The sequence below is a fragment of the Micromonospora gifhornensis genome, assembly GCF_016863515.1.
In the GTDB taxonomy this organism is placed as follows: domain Bacteria; phylum Actinomycetota; class Actinomycetes; order Mycobacteriales; family Micromonosporaceae; genus Micromonospora; species Micromonospora gifhornensis.
Genome location: NZ_BOPA01000053.1, coordinates 20,789 through 37,303 on the forward strand (window position 1 = coordinate 20,789; position 16,515 = coordinate 37,303).

Here is a 16,515-nt window from a genome sequence, read left to right on the forward strand (position 1 = left end):
GCGGCAATGCTGTTGCGGATGTCCACCACGCTGCTCCGGACCCTGCGCGACGACCCGGCCGACGCGGAGGTGCCGAGTCATCGGCTGCTGCTGCGCGCCGGCTACCTGCGGCGGGCCGCGCCGGGCGGCTACACCTGGCTGCCACTGGGCAAGCTGGTCCTGGACCGGGTCAGCGAGATCGTGCGGGCCGAGATGGCCGAGATCGGTGGCCAGGAGGTGCACTTCCCGGCGCTGCTGCCGGCCGAGCCGTACCGCACCAGCGGGCGGTGGACGGAGTACGGCGACGACATCTTCACCCTGGCCGACCGGCGCGGTGCCGAGCACCTGCTCGCGCCGACCCACGAGGAGATGGCCGCGTTGCTGGTGAAGGACCTGTTCACCTCGTACCGGGATCTTCCGGTGACGCTGTTCCAGATCCAGACCAAGTTCCGCGACGAGGCCCGTCCCCGCGCCGGTCTGCTGCGTGGGCGCGAGTTCCTGATGAAGGACGCGTACTCCTTCGACCTGGACGACGAGGGCCTGCGGGCGGCGTACGGCCGGCACCGCGCGGCGTACCAGAAGATCTTCGACCGACTCGGCCTGGACTACACCGTGGTGCACGCCGTGTCGGGGGCGATGGGCGGTTCCGCGTCGGAGGAGTTCCTGGCCACCGCAGCGGTCGGGGAGGACACCTACGTCGGCTGCACCGACTGTGACCATGCGGCCAACACCGAGGCGGTCACCACGCCCGTGCCACCGGCCGGCGATCCGCTTCGGCAACCGGCCGTCGAGGTGCACGACACCCCGGAGACGCCGACGATCGCCAGTCTGGTCGCTCTGGCCAACGAGCGGGCGCTCGCCGGTCGGACCGACTGGACGGCCGCCGACACCCTGAAGAACGTGGTGCTGACCGTACGCCGCCCGGGTGTCGAGGAGACCGAACTGCTTGTCGTCGGGGTGCCCGGCGACCGGGAGGTGGACCTGAAGCGGCTGGCCGCCGCGCTGTCACCGGCCACCGTGGACATCTTCGACGGCTGGGACGCCCATCCGGAACTTGTCCGCGGCTACATCGGGCCGCAGGTGCTCGACAAGCTCGGTCTCCGTTACCTGGTCGATCCCCGGGTCGTGGCGGGGACGGCCTGGCTGACCGGTGCCAACGAACCGGGCCGGCACGCCACGAACGTGGTGTGCGGTCGGGACTTCACCCCCGACGGCACGGTCGAGGCCGCCGAGGTGCGTCCCGGCGACCCCTGCCCGGCCTGTGCGCAGGGCCGGCTGACGATGCGCCGGGGCATCGAGATCGGGCACATCTTCCAACTCGGCCGCCGCTACACCGATGCCTTCGCCGTCGACGTGCTCGGCCCGCAGGGCAAGCCGGTGCGACTCACCATGGGCTGCTACGGCATCGGGGTGTCCCGGGCGGTGGCGGCCATCGCCGAACAGCACCACGACGAGCGGGGACTGGTCTGGCCGACGTCTGTCGCGCCGTGCGACGTACACCTGGTGGCTGCGGGCAAGGGCCCGCAGCTCGACGCGGCCGTGGACCTCGGCGCGCAGCTGTCCGCGGCCGGCCTGCGGGTGCTCGTGGACGACCGGGTCGGCGTCTCGGCCGGGGTGAAGTTCACCGACGCCGAGCTGATCGGCATCCCGCGCACCGTCGTGGTCGGCCGCCGTCTCGCCGACGGGTACGTCGAACTGCGTGATCGGGCCACCGGCGAGCGCGTCGAACTGCCGGTGCCTGACCTGCTCGCCCAGCTGACGCCTGCGACGCAGCGGTGAGCCTTGCGCCGAATGGGGTGTAGTCGCCGGAGAACGGGGTACCGCATTCCGATCGGCCGAAAACGTTGCATGGAGGCTCTCATGTCCGACTACCGCGTCGCCGACGTGATGACCCGACAGGTCATCTACCTGCCGGCGGAGACCACCCTCGACGAGGCGGCCCGGGTGATGAAGGAGGCCGACATCGGTGACGTCGTCGTCACCGAAGGCGCCACCCTCGCCGGTCTGCTCACCGACCGCGACATCGTGGTCCGGGCGGTCGCCGCCAACAGCGACCCCACCAGTACGACGATCGGCTCGATCACCACCCGCGAGGTGGTGATGATCGAGCAGAACTGCTCCCCCGGTGACGCGGCGGCGCTGATGCGCGAACGGGGCGTACGCCGGGTGCTGGTCTGCGACGCCGAACGCAAGCTGGTCGGCATCGTCTCCCTCGGTGACCTGGCCGTGCAGTTCGACCCGCAGTCCGCCCTCGGGCAGATCAGCGAGCAAGCCCCGACGCTGTGAGGGTGGCACGCCGGTAGCCTGGCGGGATGCCCGAGATGCCGAGCAAGCTGGCCGAGATCGTGGACGAGTTCGCCGCCGCCCCGCGTGACGTGGTGTTGGAGATGCTGCTGGAGTACTCCGACGCGGTGCCGCCGCTGCCCGCCGGGCAGGAGGGCCACGAGGGCATGGAGCAGGTGCCGGAGTGCCAGACGTCGTTCTTCCTGCGCGCCGAGGTGACGCCCGAGGGCACGGTGCGCACCCTGTTCGACTGCCCGCCGGAGGCGCCGACCACGCGGGCGTTCGCCGGCATCCTCGCCGAAGGGCTGGCCGGGGCCAGCCCTGAGCAGGTGCTCGCCGTGCCGGACGACCTGTATCAGCGGATGGGTCTCGCGCAGGCGATCAGTCCGCTGCGGGTGCGTGGCGGCACCGCCATCCTGGGTCGGCTCAAGCGGCAGGTGCGGGAACAGATCGCCGGGTCGGCGAGTTGACGCCGGTTATGGAGATCGACATCTACGCCGACGTGGTCTGCCCCTGGTGCTGGATCGGCCGGCGGCGACTCGACCTGGCCCTGGCCTCGTACGACGGCAAGGTCACCGTCCGGCAGCGCCCCTTCCAGCTCGACCCGACGCCGGTGACCGAGCCCCGGCCGCTGTTGACGGCGCTGGCCGAGAAGTTCGGCGGGCCGAATCGCGTCGGTCCGATGGTCTCCCAGGTCACCGAGATCGGTGCAACCATCGGGCTGGATTTCCACTTCGAGCGGGCGATCGCGGCAAACACCTTCGACGCGCACCGGCTGATCGGCTGGGCCGACGAGCGGGGTCACGGCGCTGAGATGGTCGAGGCGCTGCACCGCGCCCACTTCACCGACGGCGTCGACATCGGTTCCGCGGAGGTGCTCGCCGCCGTCGCCGCCGAGGTCGGCCTGGACGGCGCCGAGGCCCGCCGGTTCCTCGACTCCGAGGCGGGAGTCGCCGAACTCACCGACGAACTGGCCGCCGCCCACCAGATCGGGGTGACAAGCGTGCCCACCTTCGTGCTCGCCGGCAAGTACGTGGTCGCGGGCGCTCAGGAGCCGGCCACGCTGCTGGCCGCCCTCGCCGAGGTGGAGCGACGCGAGGCCGCCGACGGCTGAGCCGTCGGCGATGTTTCACGTGCAACAACATCGACGGCGATCAGCAGCTAGGCCGGCTTGGCCAGGTCCTCCACCACCCGCGCGTTCGGCAGGGCGGCCAACGCCGCCCCGGGCAGCGCGATCTTGCTGTGCCGTACGCCCGATCCGACTATGACGTACGGGGTGGCGACCACGCGCGCGTCGATCAGGATCGGCCACTGCGCCGGCAGACCGATCGGGGTGATCCCGCCGTACTCCATGCCGGTCAACTCGACCGCGTCGGTCATCGGCGCGAAGCTGGCCTTGCGGACGTCCAGGGCCCGCCGGGCCACCCCGTTGACGTCGGCCCGGGTGGTGGCGAGCACCAGGCAGGCCGCGTAGCGGATCACGCCCTCACGCTTGCCGGCGACCACCACGCAGTTCGCCGACTCGTCCAGCCCCACCTCGTACGCGGCGCAGAACTCGGCGGTGTCGGCGAGGTCGGCATCGATCGGCGCGACAAGCACCGAGTCGACCTCCACCGAGGCGTCGGTCGGCCAGGCGGCGAGCGCGGCGGCCACCGGCGCGGCAAGCAGGTCGGGGCGGGTACGGGCAGGCTCGGTCTTCAACGTTCCCATCACAGCTGAGATCGTCGCATCCGCCGCAGGTCACACCGCAGGCAGCCGACCGAATCACCCGAGCCGGACCGCGGCCGAGCCGTCAGCCGTTGTTGCTGAGGAAGCCGTGCTTCTGAAGCAGCGCCCGGTCCCGGGCCGCGGCCATCTCCTCCGCCCGTTGGGCCTGCACGCGCCGCATCTCGACGTCCTCAAGGGCATGCCGGACGGCGAGCCGGATCACCCCGTACAGGAAGATGAACCCGCAGACGTACAGGATGCTTGTGGTGACGAACGTGAGCATGATTCGACCCTAGGGCGGGCGTACGGCGACACGTGTCGTCTCCGGCACCGTCCCTCATTCGGGTGAACGTCCGACTCACCGCACCAGGTCGACAACGGTGATCGCGAAGAAGATCGCGATCACCGCCTCGCTGACGATCCACGAGTGGGTGTCCGCCCACTTCCTGATCCTGGGCAGCACCACCTCGGCCCGGTGCCCGAGCAGCAGCAGAGCCAGCAACGGCAGGGCCAGCAGGGTCAAGGTGAGCAGCACGAACGGCAGCAGATGCCACCAGGCCTCATCACGTCGTGCCGCGGCGGCCCCGACCGCGATCATCGTCAGGCCGTCGGTCGGATTCGCCAGGAAGAGCAGCACGCCGACCCGGAACGCGTACCCGGGGCTGGCGTGTTGGAGCCGACCCATCCAGCCGGGCGGTCCATGGTGGCGAAGTAGGTAGACCACGACCGCCAGCACCACCAGCAGCCCGAGGACGAGCCAGTCGATGTTCCGCTCCACGGCGCCACGTTCACTGCCGGTCGACAACCGGATCCGGAACAGCCGCAGCGCCGACCAGGCCAACGTCGTACCGCCACCCACCACGATCGCCGCACCCGCCAGGTAGCCCAGCGACACGGCCTGCGGCCGGTCGGAGGAGGCGAAGAAGACCGCCGCCACCAACTGGGTGCCGGCGACCATGACCACCGCCAGCGGCAGCAGCGTCAGGAAAGCCATCGGCAGCCGATCACCGCCGGACACGACCGGCCCGCACTCATCCCGATCCTCCCCACACCCCGCCGTCATCCGGCATTCCACCCACCGAACCGGCTCAGGCCCACCCGAACGGGAAAACTTCCCCCACCCGGACGGGCATAACGGACGCCCCGCCGGGAAGCCAGGCCGCCGGGCACGACCGGTAGGAGGCGAGATGCGGTACGGCAGAAGCAGCGGGAAGCTGACCAGGCACCCGATCCGTGCCACCCGTCGATGACGTCCCTCGGCGGCCTCGTCCGCCGCCTCCGGCCACCTGTCGACGTGCCGCTGGTGAACGATGTCGCCCGCGACGCCGGCGCAGCCGTCACCCGGCTGGCCCGCACGATCGGGCTCAGCAGCCGCCGGGTCTGGTCCCGGCCGGGACGCCACCACATCGAGGTGCACGGCGTCTGCCAGGACGGCGGCGACGTCCTCGCCCGCCAGGTCGAAACGGCGCTGCAACGGATGCCCGGCGTGCAATGGGCCCGCGTCAACGCCCCCTCGGGCCGGGTCATCGTCGCCGTCGACACACCCGGACCGAAGGTCCGCGAACTCATCGCCACCATCGCCCGCACCGAACGCACCTGCCCGCACGAACCCGACCCGGACATCCCCCCGCCGCAACCACCCGAGGAAGGGCCACGAACCGCCCGTACGCTCGGCGCGCTCGCCTCCGACGCCCTCGGTCTGACCATCTCCGCGGCCACCCGCATCCTGCCCATCACGCCGATCCCCGCCGAGGTCGCCGGCCTGCTCGGCGCCGTCGACCTGCACCCCAGGCTGCACGCCCTCGCCGGACTCGGCATCCGCAGCGACCCCCGCGCTGACCTGCTGTTCCCGCTCGCCGAGGCGGTGGTGCAGGGCCTCGCCGGTGGCTGGACGGGCATCGTGCTCGACGGGGCGCAGCGGATCGTGCAGTGGGGCGAAGGGCTGGCCCAACTGCGCGCCTGGGAGAAGGCGGAACCTCGACTCACCGGGGAACCGGAACGCGCCGTCGCCCGTACGCCCGACGGTGAGCGGCCCTGCCCGAAGCCGGACAGCACCGTCGACAGGTACAAGACCCGGATGCTCGGCGGCGGGGTGGCGGCCTTCGCCGCGGCGGCACCGGTGATCGGCCCGAAACGCGCCGCCGCGCTGGGCTTGTCCGCGCTGCCGAAGGCACCCGGCAGCGGTCGTGAAGGATACGGTGCCCAGCTCGGCTGGATCCTCGCCAAGCGCGGCGTCATCGCCATGGACCGAAGCGTGCTCCGCGAACTCGACCGGATCGACACCCTGGTGCTGGACACCCGGGTGCTCGGCACCGACCGGGGCGTACTGGCCGACCTGGCCCCGCTGCCCGGCGCCGACACCTCCCAGGTGGCCGCGCGGGCCTTCGCCCTGTTCGATCCGGACGCTCCGGGCGAGCTACGCCGAAGCGACGGCTGGCAACTCGGCCCCCTCGACCAACTCGACGTGCACGACCCCGGCGACACCGACGACAGCCGCCGGCTGCGCGAACGTGGCGGAAACCTGCTCGGCCTCGCCCAGGGCGGCACCCTGGCGGCCGTGCTCCGGGTCGATCCGGAACCCGCACCGGGCGTCGACAGCCTGCCGGCCGTCGCCCGGCAGGCCGGACTGCGGATCATCGTGGCCGGCGGCGACGCCCAGCGACACGCCTTCGCCGACGCGCTGCTGCCCGGCGAGGACCAGCTGGCCGCATCGATCCGTGTGCTGCAACGCGAAGGCGCCATGGTGATGCTCGTATCCGGCGACCGGGCGGCGCTCGCTGCTGCGGACTGCGGCCTGGGCGTCGCCGAGCCGGAGGCGCTGCCACCGTGGGGTGCGCACCTGCTCATCGGCACCGACCTGCGGATCGCCGCACTGATCATCGAGGCGGCCGGGGTGGCCCGCCGGATGACCGTGCAGAACATGCGCGTCGGCCTGGCCGGTACCGGTCTCGGCGCACTTAGCGCACTCACCGCCGACCGTGCCGTCCTGCCCGTCCGTACCCTCTCCGCGGTCAACGGCGCGGCGGCGCTGGCCTTCGGCCACGGCGTGTGGCGGGCCACCCGGCTCTCCGAGCACGCCGAAACCCCCGCCCCCGCCATCACCGCCTGGCACCTGATGCCGGTGCCGACCGTCCTGCAACAACTCGGCAGCAGCCCCGACGGGCTGACCGACAGCGAGGCCGAACGCCGCCAGGCCAGCAGCCCCGGCGAGGCGGGCGGGCGCGGCGGGCTGCTCCGCGCCTTCGCCGACGAACTGGTCAACCCGCTCACGCCGATCCTGGTCACCGGCGCGGCGCTCTCCGCCAGCTTCGGTTCCCTTGTCGACGCGGCCCTGGTCGGTGGAGTCGTCGGCGGCTCCGCGCTCGTCGGCGCCGTGCACCAGCGCAACACCGAGAAGGCCCTGTCCCAACTGCTGTCCCGCTCAGCGGTGACCGCCCGGGTCCGCCGAGCCGGCACCGAACGGATGGTGCCCGCCGACGACCTCGTACCCGGTGATGTGATCGTGCTCGAATCCGGCGACGCCGTGCCCGCCGACTGCCGGGTGCTGGACTCCGTCGGCCTGGAGGCCGACGAGTCCTCCCTGACCGGCGAGTCGCTGCCGGTCAGCAAGAACGACCAGCCGGTGGTCGCCGCGGCCGTCGCCGAACGACGATCGATGCTCTACGAGGGCACCACGATCGCCGCCGGACAGGGCACCGCCGTGGTGGTGGCCACCGGCGCCGACACCGAAGCCGGCCGCAGCCTCGCCCTGGCCCTGCAGGCACCACCGGCCAGCGGGGTCGAAGCCCGGCTGGGCAACCTGACACGTGCCGCGATCCCCCTGGCCGCCGGTTCGGCGGTGGCGGTGGTCGGTGCCGGGCTGCTGCGCGGCGTACCCCTGGGTCAGACCGCCGCGACCGCCGCGAACCTGGCCGTGGCCTCGGTGCCCGAAGGACTGCCGTTCCTGGTCAGCGCGGCCCAGCTGGCCGCCGCACGACGCCTCGCCGGGCACGGCGCGCTGGTCCGCAACCCGCGCACCATCGAGGCGCTGGGTCGGGTCGACGTGCTCTGCTTCGACAAGACCGGCACCCTCACCGAGGGACATCTGCTGCTCGCCGGCGTCGGCGACGCGGACGGGTACGCCTCGACGGAACAACTCGACGACCGGCTGCGGCGTGCCCTCGCGGCGGCCTTACGCGCCACCCCCACCGCCGACGACCCGGAAGAGTTGTCCATGCAGACCGACCGCGCGGTGCTGCGCGGCGCACGCGCCGCCGGGGTGCACGAACAGGACTCGGCTCCGGGCTGGCGGGCGGCAGGCGGTCTGCCGTTCGAACCCTCCCGCGGCTACCACGCAACCGTCGGCGAAACCCAGGGCCGGATGCTGTTGAGCGTCAAGGGCGCGCCCGAGAAGGTGCTGCCCCGATGCGCCGCCCGCCGGACCGGCGGGCACGACGAGCCGCTCGACGACGCCGGCCGCACCGACCTGCACCGGCAACTCGGCGAACGCGCCGGGGCGGGACACCGCGTCCTCGCCATCGCCGAACGCTTCGTCGACAACCCCGACATCACCGACGACGACGTCGCCGACCTGACCTTCACCGGCTTCCTCACGATCGCCGACGGAGTACGGGACAGCGCCGCACCGGCCGTCCGCCGGATCCGGCAGGCCGGCGTCCACACCATCATGATCACCGGTGACCATCCGGCGACCGCCGAGGCGATCGCCGCCACCATCAGCCATGGCGAAGCCCAGCGCGTCGTCACCGCCACCGAACTCGACGAACTCGACGACGACGCCCTCGCCGACCGGCTCGCCGCGACCGACGTGGTGGCCCGCTGCACCCCGACCCACAAGGTCCGCATCATCCAGGCGTTGCAGAAACGCGGGCGGACCGTGGCGATGACCGGCGACGGCGCCAACGACGCACCCGCCATCCGGCTCGCCGACGTGGGCATCGCCCTCGGCCAACGCGGCACCCCCGCGGCCCGGGCCGCCGCCGACCTGGTCGTCACCGACGACCGTTTGGAAACCATCATCGCCACCCTGGTCGAGGGCCGCGCGATGTGGTCCTCGGTACGTCACGCGCTGAGCATCCTGGTCGGCGGCAACCTCGGCGAGATCGCGTTCAGCGTGCTGACCGCCGCCGCCACCGGGCAGGCCGCCCTCAACGGCCGCCAACTGCTCCTGGTCAACCTGCTCACCGACATGGCCCCCGCAATGGCCATCGCCGTCCGCCCACCCGCCGCCGACCACGCCGACGGCATGCTGCGCGAAGGGCCCGACCGCTCGCTCGGCCAGACCATGACCAAGGAGATCGGACTGCGCGCGGCCGCCACCACGCTGGGCGCGACCGCCGGTTGGACGTTGGCCCGCTACACCGGCCGCCGCCGACGCGCCGGCACCGTCGCCCTGGTCTCCCTGGTCGGTACGCAGCTCGGGCAGACCGTACTGGCCGGCGGCACCAGCCCGACCGTGCTCGCCTCCACCGCCGTGTCGTTCGGCGTGCTGGCCGCGGTGGTGCAGACGCCCGGGGTGAGTCAGTTCTTCGGGTGCACCCCGCTCGGCCCGGTCGGTTGGACGATCGCCACCGGCTCCGCCCTCGGTGCCACCTTCGCCAACGGCGCCATGACCAAGCTGGTGGCCCGGCTACCCCCACTCGACCGCCCGAACGCCAACCACGCCGACGCCGACCATGCCGATCACGCTGATCACGGTGACCAGCAGTCGCCGGAGTCGCCATCCTGAGCTCGGTTCGGGCGTGACATCACCTCCACCGCCCGCACCGCCACCCGGTCGCACCGGCCCCGGCCGAGACGGTGGCTCACGGCTGGCCGACTATCAGACGCAGGGAACCGTTGAAGGTCGGCTGGGTGCGCAGGTGCCCGTGTCGCGCTTCCCAGACACCCGAGTCGAGGTCGTCCCGGAGCCGCTCGACGGCACGGGTAGTCGCCGCCTCGTCGACGAAACCCCACGCCGACTGAGCGGCCCGGACCGCCGGGTCGAGGAGACGTTCCGGGCGGGCGTAGTAGGCCTCGGTGAAACCGTCCACACAGTCGACGGGAATCGGCACCTCGATGACACTCACCTCCGTACCGATGGCCTCCGCGATGGTGCTGATCGCCGGATAGCGGCGGCGCTCCACGGCTATCAGCCCCGGGGCGTACTCGGCCAGCCAGAAGCGATCGAGTGCCGCACCGTCGAAGGTGAGCACCACCACCGGGCCCCGCGCGACCCGACGCAGCTCCGCCAGCCCACGGGCGGTGTCCGCCCACTGGTGCACGGTCACGGTCGCCATCACCGCGTCGAACGCGTCATCGTCGAACGGGATGGACTCGGCAGCGGCGTCCAACGCCGGTACCGCCGTCACCGGCCGCTGACCACGCATCCGCGCCGACGGTTCGAGCGCCACCACGTACCGGTCGGTGGGCTCGTAGGAGCCCGCCCCCGCACCCACATTGAGAACGGTCCGGGCATCGCCCAACGCCGCGTGGATCAGCGCCGCGATCCGCGGATCGGGGCGCCGCTGCGCGGCGTACCCCTGGCCTTTTGTCTCGTAGTCGAAGTCACCGACCGGTGTGCCAATCATGCGGGCACGCTAAACCCGCACCTCGGGGTACGGGTCAAGTCGACTTCGCGGCCTTGACCCGTACCCCAGGGTCCGGGTTTAGCATCGGGGACGTGCGGGTGGGTGAGCTGGCACGTCGGACCGGAACGACCATCCGGGCCCTGCGGTACTACGAGTCCGTCGGGCTGGTCGTACCCCGCCGCCTCGGCAACGGCTACCGCGAGTACGACCCCATCGCGGTCCGCCTGGTCGCCCAGATCCGGGAACTGATGGCGCTCGGCCTCAGCGTCGAGGAGACCCGCCCGTTCGTCGAATCCATCGCCGCCGGCGCCGACGACACCGACGTCTGCGCCGCCGCGCTGGCCACCTATCGGGGCACCGTCACCGCCCTGCAGCAACGCATCGGCAAACTGACCGCCCAACGCGACGCCCTCAACGCCCGCCTCGACGCCGCAGCCACCCGCGTCGCACCCGGCCAGTCACCCGCCGGCACCGACCCAGCCGACCTGATCGGCAAACCCCTACCCGCACTGGCCTTCTACGCCACCGACGGCCGGCCCGTCGACCTCGCCGCACTCGGCCCCGGACGCACCATCATCTTCGTCTACCCGCTCACCGGCCGCCCCGGCGTCGACCTGCCGAACAGCCTCCTGGAGGTGGCCGGCGCACTGCGTGACACCGAGCAACCAACCTGGTTCCGCGACCACCACGCCGAACTACGCACCGCCGGCGCCGACCGCGTCTACGGCCTGTCCGCACAATCCACCGGCTACCAGCGCGAACTCGTACACCGGCTGAGACTGCCGTACCCACTGATCCCGGACCCGCGCCTCAGCCTGGCCGCCGCCCTCGGCCTACCCACCTTCACCGCCGGCGACATGACACTGTACGAACGACTCACCCTGGTCATCGCCGACGACGTGATCGAGCACGTCTTCCACCCGATCCACTACCCGGCGTCACACACCCTGGACGTCATGCGGTGGCTCACCAAGAAGCGGCTACCTGCCGCGAGGTCGGGCGGGTGAGCTGGCTGCGGCTGCCGCTTTTGCCCTTTTCGGGCCACTGCTCGTCCTAGTCTGACCCCATGGATGACGTGCGACGGTACGCCGCCGAGTTTCTCGGCACGCTACTGCTGGTCTTCGTCGGGGTGGGCAGCGCGGTCGCCGCCCGCGTCGACGGTGGGGTCGTCGTCGTGGCCCTCGCCTTCGGCTTCGTGATGCTGGCGATGGTCTACACGATCGGCCCGCTCTCCGGCAGTCACGTCAATCCGGCGGTGACACTTGGTGTACTCCTGTCCGGCAAGATCTCGCCCAGCGGCGCGATCGCGTACTGGATCGCCCAGTTCGCCGGCGCCACTGTCGCCAGCGCCGTGATCTGGGGCCTGGTGCGTTGGGGAGACGTGGTGGACCAGACCGGCGTGCTGGGCAGCAACGGGTACGGCAAGCACATCAACGGAGTCGGCGCGGCGGTGCTGGAGACCATCCTGACGTTCCTGTTCGTCCTGGTGGTGCTGGTGGTGACGAGTCGCGCGGAACACGCGGCGTTCGCCGGACTGGCGATCGGCCTGACGCTCGCCGCGGCACACCTGGTGGCCGTGACGCTGACCGGTACCTCGGTGAACCCGGCCCGGTCGTTCGGCCCGGCCCTGTTCGAGGGCGGCACAGCGCTGCGGCAACTCTGGCTGTTCATCGTCTTCCCGCTGCTCGGTGGGGTGCTCGCCGCGCTGGTCGCGCCCCTGATCGTCAAGCGCAACCCGCGCTACCGCGGCGAGCCGGAGGAACCGGCGAGCAAGCCGCCGCGCCGACCCCGGAGCGGACCCGAACCGGCCTGACGCCTTCGAGGTCGGGCGGCTGGCTTCCGGGTCAGCTCTGGAAGGTGACGGGGCGACCCTGCTGCTTCCAGCCCTTGAGGCCGCCGTCGAGGTGAGCAACATCGGTGTACCCGAGGAGCTGCAGGCTCTGCGCCGCGAGCGCGGACCGGCCACCGGATGCGCAGTAGAGGATGGTCCTGGAGTTCGGATCGAACTCGGTACGGTGGTATGCGCTGGAGGGGTCGGCCCAGAACTCCAACATGCCGCGCGGGGCCAGGACAGCCCCCGGGATGGCGCCGTCCCGCGCCACCTCCTCGGGCTCTCGGATGTCGACGAGTCGCACGTCACCGGACTCCAGGTGCTGCGCCACCTCGTCGACCGAGAGGTTGCGCACCTCGCTCTTCGCTTGAGCCACCAGCTGCTGAACAGTGAGGGTCATGCCGTCCTCCTTGTCGATGCCCGCACCCTGACGTGGTGCCGGCCGTGCCCGTTGGTTTAGATCCATTCGAGCGCACCTCGTCGCCTGCTACATCCGTGCTCAGTACGGAAATTCGAACCCGGGTCGGAGGTGGACCCCGGAAAGCCGGTCCCTGATCCTTGGTGAGTGCCCGATGCGGAACAGGTCCCCAGCAGGCTTCGAGCGGCCGGTGTGACGAGGCGCGAGGCCGACGTTCTCCGGCTGGTCGGCGGACGGCTGCAGAACCGGGAGATCGCGGAAGCGCTGCACGTGTCGGAGCGCACCGTGGAGAGCCACGTCTCGTCACTGTTACGCAAGCTCGGGGTGACGCAGCGGCGAATGCTCGTCGATGCCGCCGACGAGTTTGCCGTACGCCGTCGCGGTGTCCTTCGCCAGCCGTTGTCGTCCTTCTTCGGTCGAGAGCAGGAGACGGTTCAGGTCGCCTCACTTGTCCAACGGCATCGGCTCGTCACGCTCACCGGGCCGCCGGGGGTGGGCAAGACCAGGTTGGCCCTTCACGTCGCAGGCACGCTGCCACACCCGGCAACATGGGTTCTGGTCGACCTGGCCAGCACAGCCCCGGACGATCCGGTGACGCGGGTCTTCGCCGACAGCCTGGGGATCGCCGCGGACGAACGCCGACTGCTGTCGCAACTGCGCGACGTGCTCGCACACGGCGATCACTGGTTGCTCGTCGACAACTGCGAGCACGTGGCGGAGTCGACGTCGCGACTGCTGGACGAGTTGCTCGGGACGTGCACCAGCCTGCATGTGCTCGCCACCGGACACACTCCCCTCGGCGTGGCCGGAGAGGCTCTCTACGATGTCGCGCCCCTGCAGCCCTCGGAGGCCGAGCGGCTCTTCGCGGACCGGGCCGCCAAGGCACTCCCCAGCTTCACCCTCGACGACCGGAACTCCGACGACGTCGCGGCGATCTGCCGAAAGCTGGACGGCCTACCGCTGGCCATCGAACTCGCCGCCGCTCGGCTTCGCGCCTTCTCACCCAGTGAGCTGTTCGTGCGCCTGCAGGACCGCTTCGCGCTCCTGGCCGACACCGGCCGAGGCGCGACCGGCCGGCACCGCACCTTGGAGGCCGCGATCCGCTGGAGCTACGAACTGCTCGACGAGGACGAGCGGGTGCTCTTCGAACGGTGCTCGGTGTTTCCCGGCAGCTTCGACTTCGACACCGCTGATGCGGTCGTGTCCGACCCGCCGGCCATCACCCACGACGACGTGGTGCGCGTCTTCCCGCGGCTTCTGGACCGCTCCCTGCTGTCGAGCCGGCGGGACGGGCCGACCACCGAGTACCGCTTGCTGGACAGCATCCGCCACTTCGCCCAGTCCCGCCTGGAGGAGCGTGGCGGTCTGGCCGCTATACGAGAGCGTCATGCCGTCCACCACCTGCAGGGTGGCCCCGCATGGATGGCGGATCTTCAGGGCAGGGACCAGGCCGGAGCCCTGCGCTGGTTCGAGCAGCGGTGGCCCGACATCCGGGCGGCGGTGCACTGGGCGCTCGACACGGGGAACCTGGACGCGGCCTGGACGTTCATCTCCGGGGTCGGCACCGGCTGGGAGATCCTCGGCGCCCGCGGTGAGCTCTTCGACTGGCTGGACCGCCTGCTCGAACATCCGCTGCCCCCCTCCCGCCTCGGCGTGCAGGCCGCCGTGACCGCATCGTTGCTCCGGTGCTACCAGGACACCGGAGCAGCGCTCGAAACAGCCCGGCACGGCGTCGAACTGGCAGCGGGGCCCGCGCTGGGTGAGCACACCCGGTCCCTGGCCACCATGGCGGTGGGCTGGGCCCTGATGTACGACGGACAAGCCGAGCCGGCTCGCGAGCAGTTCCACCGGGCGGTGGACGAATTCCGTGGCCACGGAGACGACTGGCATCTCGCCTTCAGTCTCGAGGGCCTGGCCCTCGCGGGACGCGATCTCGATGACACCCTCGACCATCTCAGGCAGGCGGCAGACGCGTTCGGGCGGATCGGCGACCTGGTGAAACGCAGCAACTGCCTCATCCAGATGGCCTCCCGATGCATCGACGTGGGCTCCCAACCCGATGACATCGAGACATGGCTGACGGAAGCCCGCGACCTCGCCGAGTCGACCCCGAGCAACCACGAGAGGCTGCACGCGGAGGTCTGCCTGGCACGGCTCGAACAGCTCCGCGGACGTCCCGCAGCAGCCGGCGCAGCCTTCGAGACGCTGCTGCCCGAATTCCGCAGGATCGGCGATCTTCGCTGCCTGAGTCGATGCCTCAACGGAGTGGGCATGGCGGCGCTGCACGCAGGCGCGTACGACGTCGCCGCCGAGAACCTTGCCGACAGCGTACGGATCGCGCAGAGCACCGGAGACAGACGTGAGATCGCACAGGGCCTGCGACTGCTTGCCGAGTGTGCACTCGCAGGCGGCGGCCCCCACCGTGCCGCCCTACTGCTCGGCTGCGCGGAGGGGGTGGCCGGACAACTCGACCCCGGCCGTCGTCCCGTGCTGGACACCGAACACCTGTTGTCGCTCTTGCGGAACAGCCTCGGCGAGTCGTTCGAGCTGGCGATGTCCCAGGGACGCGCCTCCACCCCAGCAGACCTCCTACCCAGCTGAGGCAGCGCTCGTTGACCTCGGGTCGCCGACCGGTACGGTTCGCGGGAACGACTGGCCCCACCGGACACGAAGTCAATTTGGCAGGACGAAGCCAGTCGCGACCACCGGTTCGCCGGAACGGCCGACCGAACGCCGGGGTGGGCACGATGCTGGAACCGAACGGCAGTCGATCGGCTGACACGTGCGGAGGTGGCAACGCATGCCCGACGATCCCCGATACCAGCATGCCCTCGACACCGCGGAGCGCCTCCTCGGCCAACCGTTGACCCTGCCGCTTGCCGACGGGGAACCCGCGGTCGGTCAGGACTTCCGGCGGCTGGCGACCGAGCACACCTTCGGCGACTCGTGGCCGCGACCCGGCCTGGACCTGCGGAGCCGCTGCCTGATCTCGGTGGCCGTCGCGGCGGCGCTGGGCACCCACGAGCCGCTGCGGGGGCAGTTGCGCATCGCGCTGACGTCCGGCGTGACCAAGGAGGAGATCGTCGAGCTCTTCATCCACCTGGAGGCGTACGCCGGGGCGGCCCGGGCGTTCGACAGCTACCAGGTGGCCACGGCGGTCTTCGGCGAGCACCGCTGACGACGCGCCAGCACCCGTCAACGAGGAGCCGTCCGATCGCGTTCAACCCCTGCGAGGGTGTCCACCTCCCTGCCCAGCGGAAGCAGGCTGGCGGAGTGCAGACCATCTCCCAAGCCGACGTGACGGATCGTCCCCTGCCCGCAGTGCCTGAGTGGCAACAGCGTGAACGGCTTGGCTGTACGGAGGCTGTCCTCGGACCGAGATCAACCAAGGAAAGTGCTGGTGGAGCCCAGGGGACTCGAACCCCTAAGCCGCGAGCCTGCGCTACGGCTGACCTGCTCGCCGTGTCGCCTACTGTCGGCCCCGGGCCGTATCCGTCGGCGGGCTTGGCTGTACGGGTGGCTGTACAGCCCACCTTCTGATCGGTAGGACCGTCCGGTATCCACGGACACCTGGCTCGCCTCGCCACCAGGTCGCGGCTGTCGTTCATCCGAGGTACGGCCGTGTCGGCGCGGCTGGGTCAGGCTGAGGTCAGGAGGCAGCCGCTTGCGGGTTGCCGCCGGAGGACGTCTGAACTGGCCACTCTGTCCCCCTGGCTTCTATCTCCAGT

At 71.2% G+C, this 16,515-nt stretch carries 14 protein-coding genes; 9 read left to right on the top strand and 5 right to left on the bottom strand.

Features of this window, described 5'->3' with window-relative positions; translation table 11 throughout:
- The first annotated feature begins 6 nt into the window (after positions 1–6).
- The 4 genes from Vgi01_RS27680 (at position 7) to Vgi01_RS27695 (ending at position 3,376) form a co-directional block, all read left to right on the top strand.
- Positions 7–1,758: a proline--tRNA ligase gene (locus Vgi01_RS27680; protein ID WP_102660177.1), complete on the top strand. Its 1,752-nt coding sequence runs from the start codon at positions 7–9 to the stop codon at positions 1,756–1,758.
- A gap of 81 nt (positions 1,759–1,839) precedes the next feature.
- Positions 1,840–2,265 (top strand): CBS domain-containing protein, encoded by a 426-nt coding sequence (locus Vgi01_RS27685; RefSeq protein WP_102660178.1) that lies wholly within the window; start codon positions 1,840–1,842, stop codon positions 2,263–2,265.
- 26 nt (positions 2,266–2,291) lie between these two features.
- Positions 2,292–2,732, top strand: a complete 441-nt coding sequence (locus tag Vgi01_RS27690; protein ID WP_013730729.1) for a SufE family protein — start codon at positions 2,292–2,294, stop codon at positions 2,730–2,732.
- Positions 2,733–2,740: 8 nt separating this feature from the next.
- Entirely contained in the window at positions 2,741–3,376 is a 636-nt protein-coding gene (locus Vgi01_RS27695; RefSeq protein ID WP_102660179.1) for a DsbA family oxidoreductase, read from the top strand.
- Between the two features lie 47 nt (positions 3,377–3,423).
- Here Vgi01_RS27695 and Vgi01_RS27700 read toward each other — a convergent pair whose 3' ends face one another.
- The 3 genes from Vgi01_RS27700 to Vgi01_RS27710 all read right to left on the bottom strand — a co-directional run bounded on the left by Vgi01_RS27700 (position 3,424) and on the right by Vgi01_RS27710 (position 4,963).
- On the bottom strand, positions 3,424–3,972 hold the full coding sequence (locus tag Vgi01_RS27700) for a YbaK/EbsC family protein (RefSeq protein WP_102660180.1): 549 nt from the start codon (positions 3,970–3,972) through the stop codon (positions 3,424–3,426).
- An 82-nt stretch (positions 3,973–4,054) separates the two neighbouring features.
- Complete coding sequence (locus Vgi01_RS27705; RefSeq protein WP_102660181.1) at positions 4,055–4,252, bottom strand: hypothetical protein; 198 nt, start codon at positions 4,250–4,252, stop codon at positions 4,055–4,057.
- Between the two features lie 75 nt (positions 4,253–4,327).
- Positions 4,328–4,963 (bottom strand): GAP family protein, encoded by a 636-nt coding sequence (locus tag Vgi01_RS27710; RefSeq protein WP_233197007.1) that lies wholly within the window; start codon positions 4,961–4,963, stop codon positions 4,328–4,330.
- Positions 4,964–5,215: 252 nt separating this feature from the next.
- Between Vgi01_RS27710 and Vgi01_RS27715 the strand changes: the two genes are divergently transcribed.
- Positions 5,216–9,697, top strand: coding sequence for a cation-translocating P-type ATPase (locus Vgi01_RS27715; RefSeq protein ID WP_204293022.1), 4,482 nt, complete (start codon positions 5,216–5,218; stop codon positions 9,695–9,697).
- A 76-nt stretch (positions 9,698–9,773) separates the two neighbouring features.
- Here Vgi01_RS27715 and Vgi01_RS27720 read toward each other — a convergent pair whose 3' ends face one another.
- Positions 9,774–10,538: a class I SAM-dependent methyltransferase gene (locus Vgi01_RS27720; protein ID WP_102660184.1), complete on the bottom strand. Its 765-nt coding sequence runs from the start codon at positions 10,536–10,538 to the stop codon at positions 9,774–9,776.
- Between the two features lie 92 nt (positions 10,539–10,630).
- Between Vgi01_RS27720 and Vgi01_RS27725 the strand changes: the two genes are divergently transcribed.
- Both Vgi01_RS27725 and Vgi01_RS27730 read left to right on the top strand, forming a co-directional pair.
- Positions 10,631–11,545 (top strand): MerR family transcriptional regulator, encoded by a 915-nt coding sequence (locus Vgi01_RS27725; protein WP_233197008.1) that lies wholly within the window; start codon positions 10,631–10,633, stop codon positions 11,543–11,545.
- A gap of 59 nt (positions 11,546–11,604) precedes the next feature.
- Positions 11,605–12,351, top strand: a complete 747-nt coding sequence (locus Vgi01_RS27730) for an MIP/aquaporin family protein (RefSeq protein WP_204293023.1) — start codon at positions 11,605–11,607, stop codon at positions 12,349–12,351.
- 31 nt (positions 12,352–12,382) lie between these two features.
- Here the strand turns inward: Vgi01_RS27730 and Vgi01_RS27735 are convergent, their stop codons facing one another.
- On the bottom strand, positions 12,383–12,769 hold the full coding sequence (locus Vgi01_RS27735) for a rhodanese-like domain-containing protein (RefSeq protein WP_204293024.1): 387 nt from the start codon (positions 12,767–12,769) through the stop codon (positions 12,383–12,385).
- A gap of 210 nt (positions 12,770–12,979) precedes the next feature.
- On the opposite strand from Vgi01_RS27735, the gene Vgi01_RS27740 reads away from it, so the two are divergent.
- The gene (locus Vgi01_RS27740; protein ID WP_204293025.1) at positions 12,980–15,388 is read left to right on the top strand and encodes an ATP-binding protein; all 2,409 of its coding nucleotides are present in this window, start codon (positions 12,980–12,982) and stop codon (positions 15,386–15,388) included.
- Between the two features lie 199 nt (positions 15,389–15,587).
- A complete protein-coding gene (locus Vgi01_RS27745) occupies positions 15,588–15,965 on the top strand; it encodes a carboxymuconolactone decarboxylase family protein (protein WP_102660188.1) in 378 nt (125 codons plus the stop codon).
- Positions 15,966–16,515 lie beyond the last annotated feature (550 nt).

Coding starts and splice junctions, on each gene's coding strand:
- Vgi01_RS27680 (WP_102660177.1), top strand. CDS start 7: ATGCTGTTGCGGATGTCCACCACGCTGCTCCGGACCCTGCGCGACGAC.
- Vgi01_RS27685 (WP_102660178.1), top strand. CDS start 1,840: ATGTCCGACTACCGCGTCGCCGACGTGATGACCCGACAGGTCATCTAC.
- Vgi01_RS27690 (WP_013730729.1), top strand. CDS start 2,292: ATGCCCGAGATGCCGAGCAAGCTGGCCGAGATCGTGGACGAGTTCGCC.
- Vgi01_RS27695 (WP_102660179.1), top strand. CDS start 2,741: ATGGAGATCGACATCTACGCCGACGTGGTCTGCCCCTGGTGCTGGATC.
- Vgi01_RS27700 (WP_102660180.1), bottom strand. CDS start 3,972: ATGGGAACGTTGAAGACCGAGCCTGCCCGTACCCGCCCCGACCTGCTT.
- Vgi01_RS27705 (WP_102660181.1), bottom strand. CDS start 4,252: ATGCTCACGTTCGTCACCACAAGCATCCTGTACGTCTGCGGGTTCATC.
- Vgi01_RS27710 (WP_233197007.1), bottom strand. CDS start 4,963: ATGGCTTTCCTGACGCTGCTGCCGCTGGCGGTGGTCATGGTCGCCGGC.
- Vgi01_RS27715 (WP_204293022.1), top strand. CDS start 5,216: ATGACGTCCCTCGGCGGCCTCGTCCGCCGCCTCCGGCCACCTGTCGAC.
- Vgi01_RS27720 (WP_102660184.1), bottom strand. CDS start 10,538: ATGATTGGCACACCGGTCGGTGACTTCGACTACGAGACAAAAGGCCAG.
- Vgi01_RS27730 (WP_204293023.1), top strand. CDS start 11,605: ATGGATGACGTGCGACGGTACGCCGCCGAGTTTCTCGGCACGCTACTG.
- Vgi01_RS27735 (WP_204293024.1), bottom strand. CDS start 12,769: ATGACCCTCACTGTTCAGCAGCTGGTGGCTCAAGCGAAGAGCGAGGTG.
- Vgi01_RS27745 (WP_102660188.1), top strand. CDS start 15,588: ATGCCCGACGATCCCCGATACCAGCATGCCCTCGACACCGCGGAGCGC.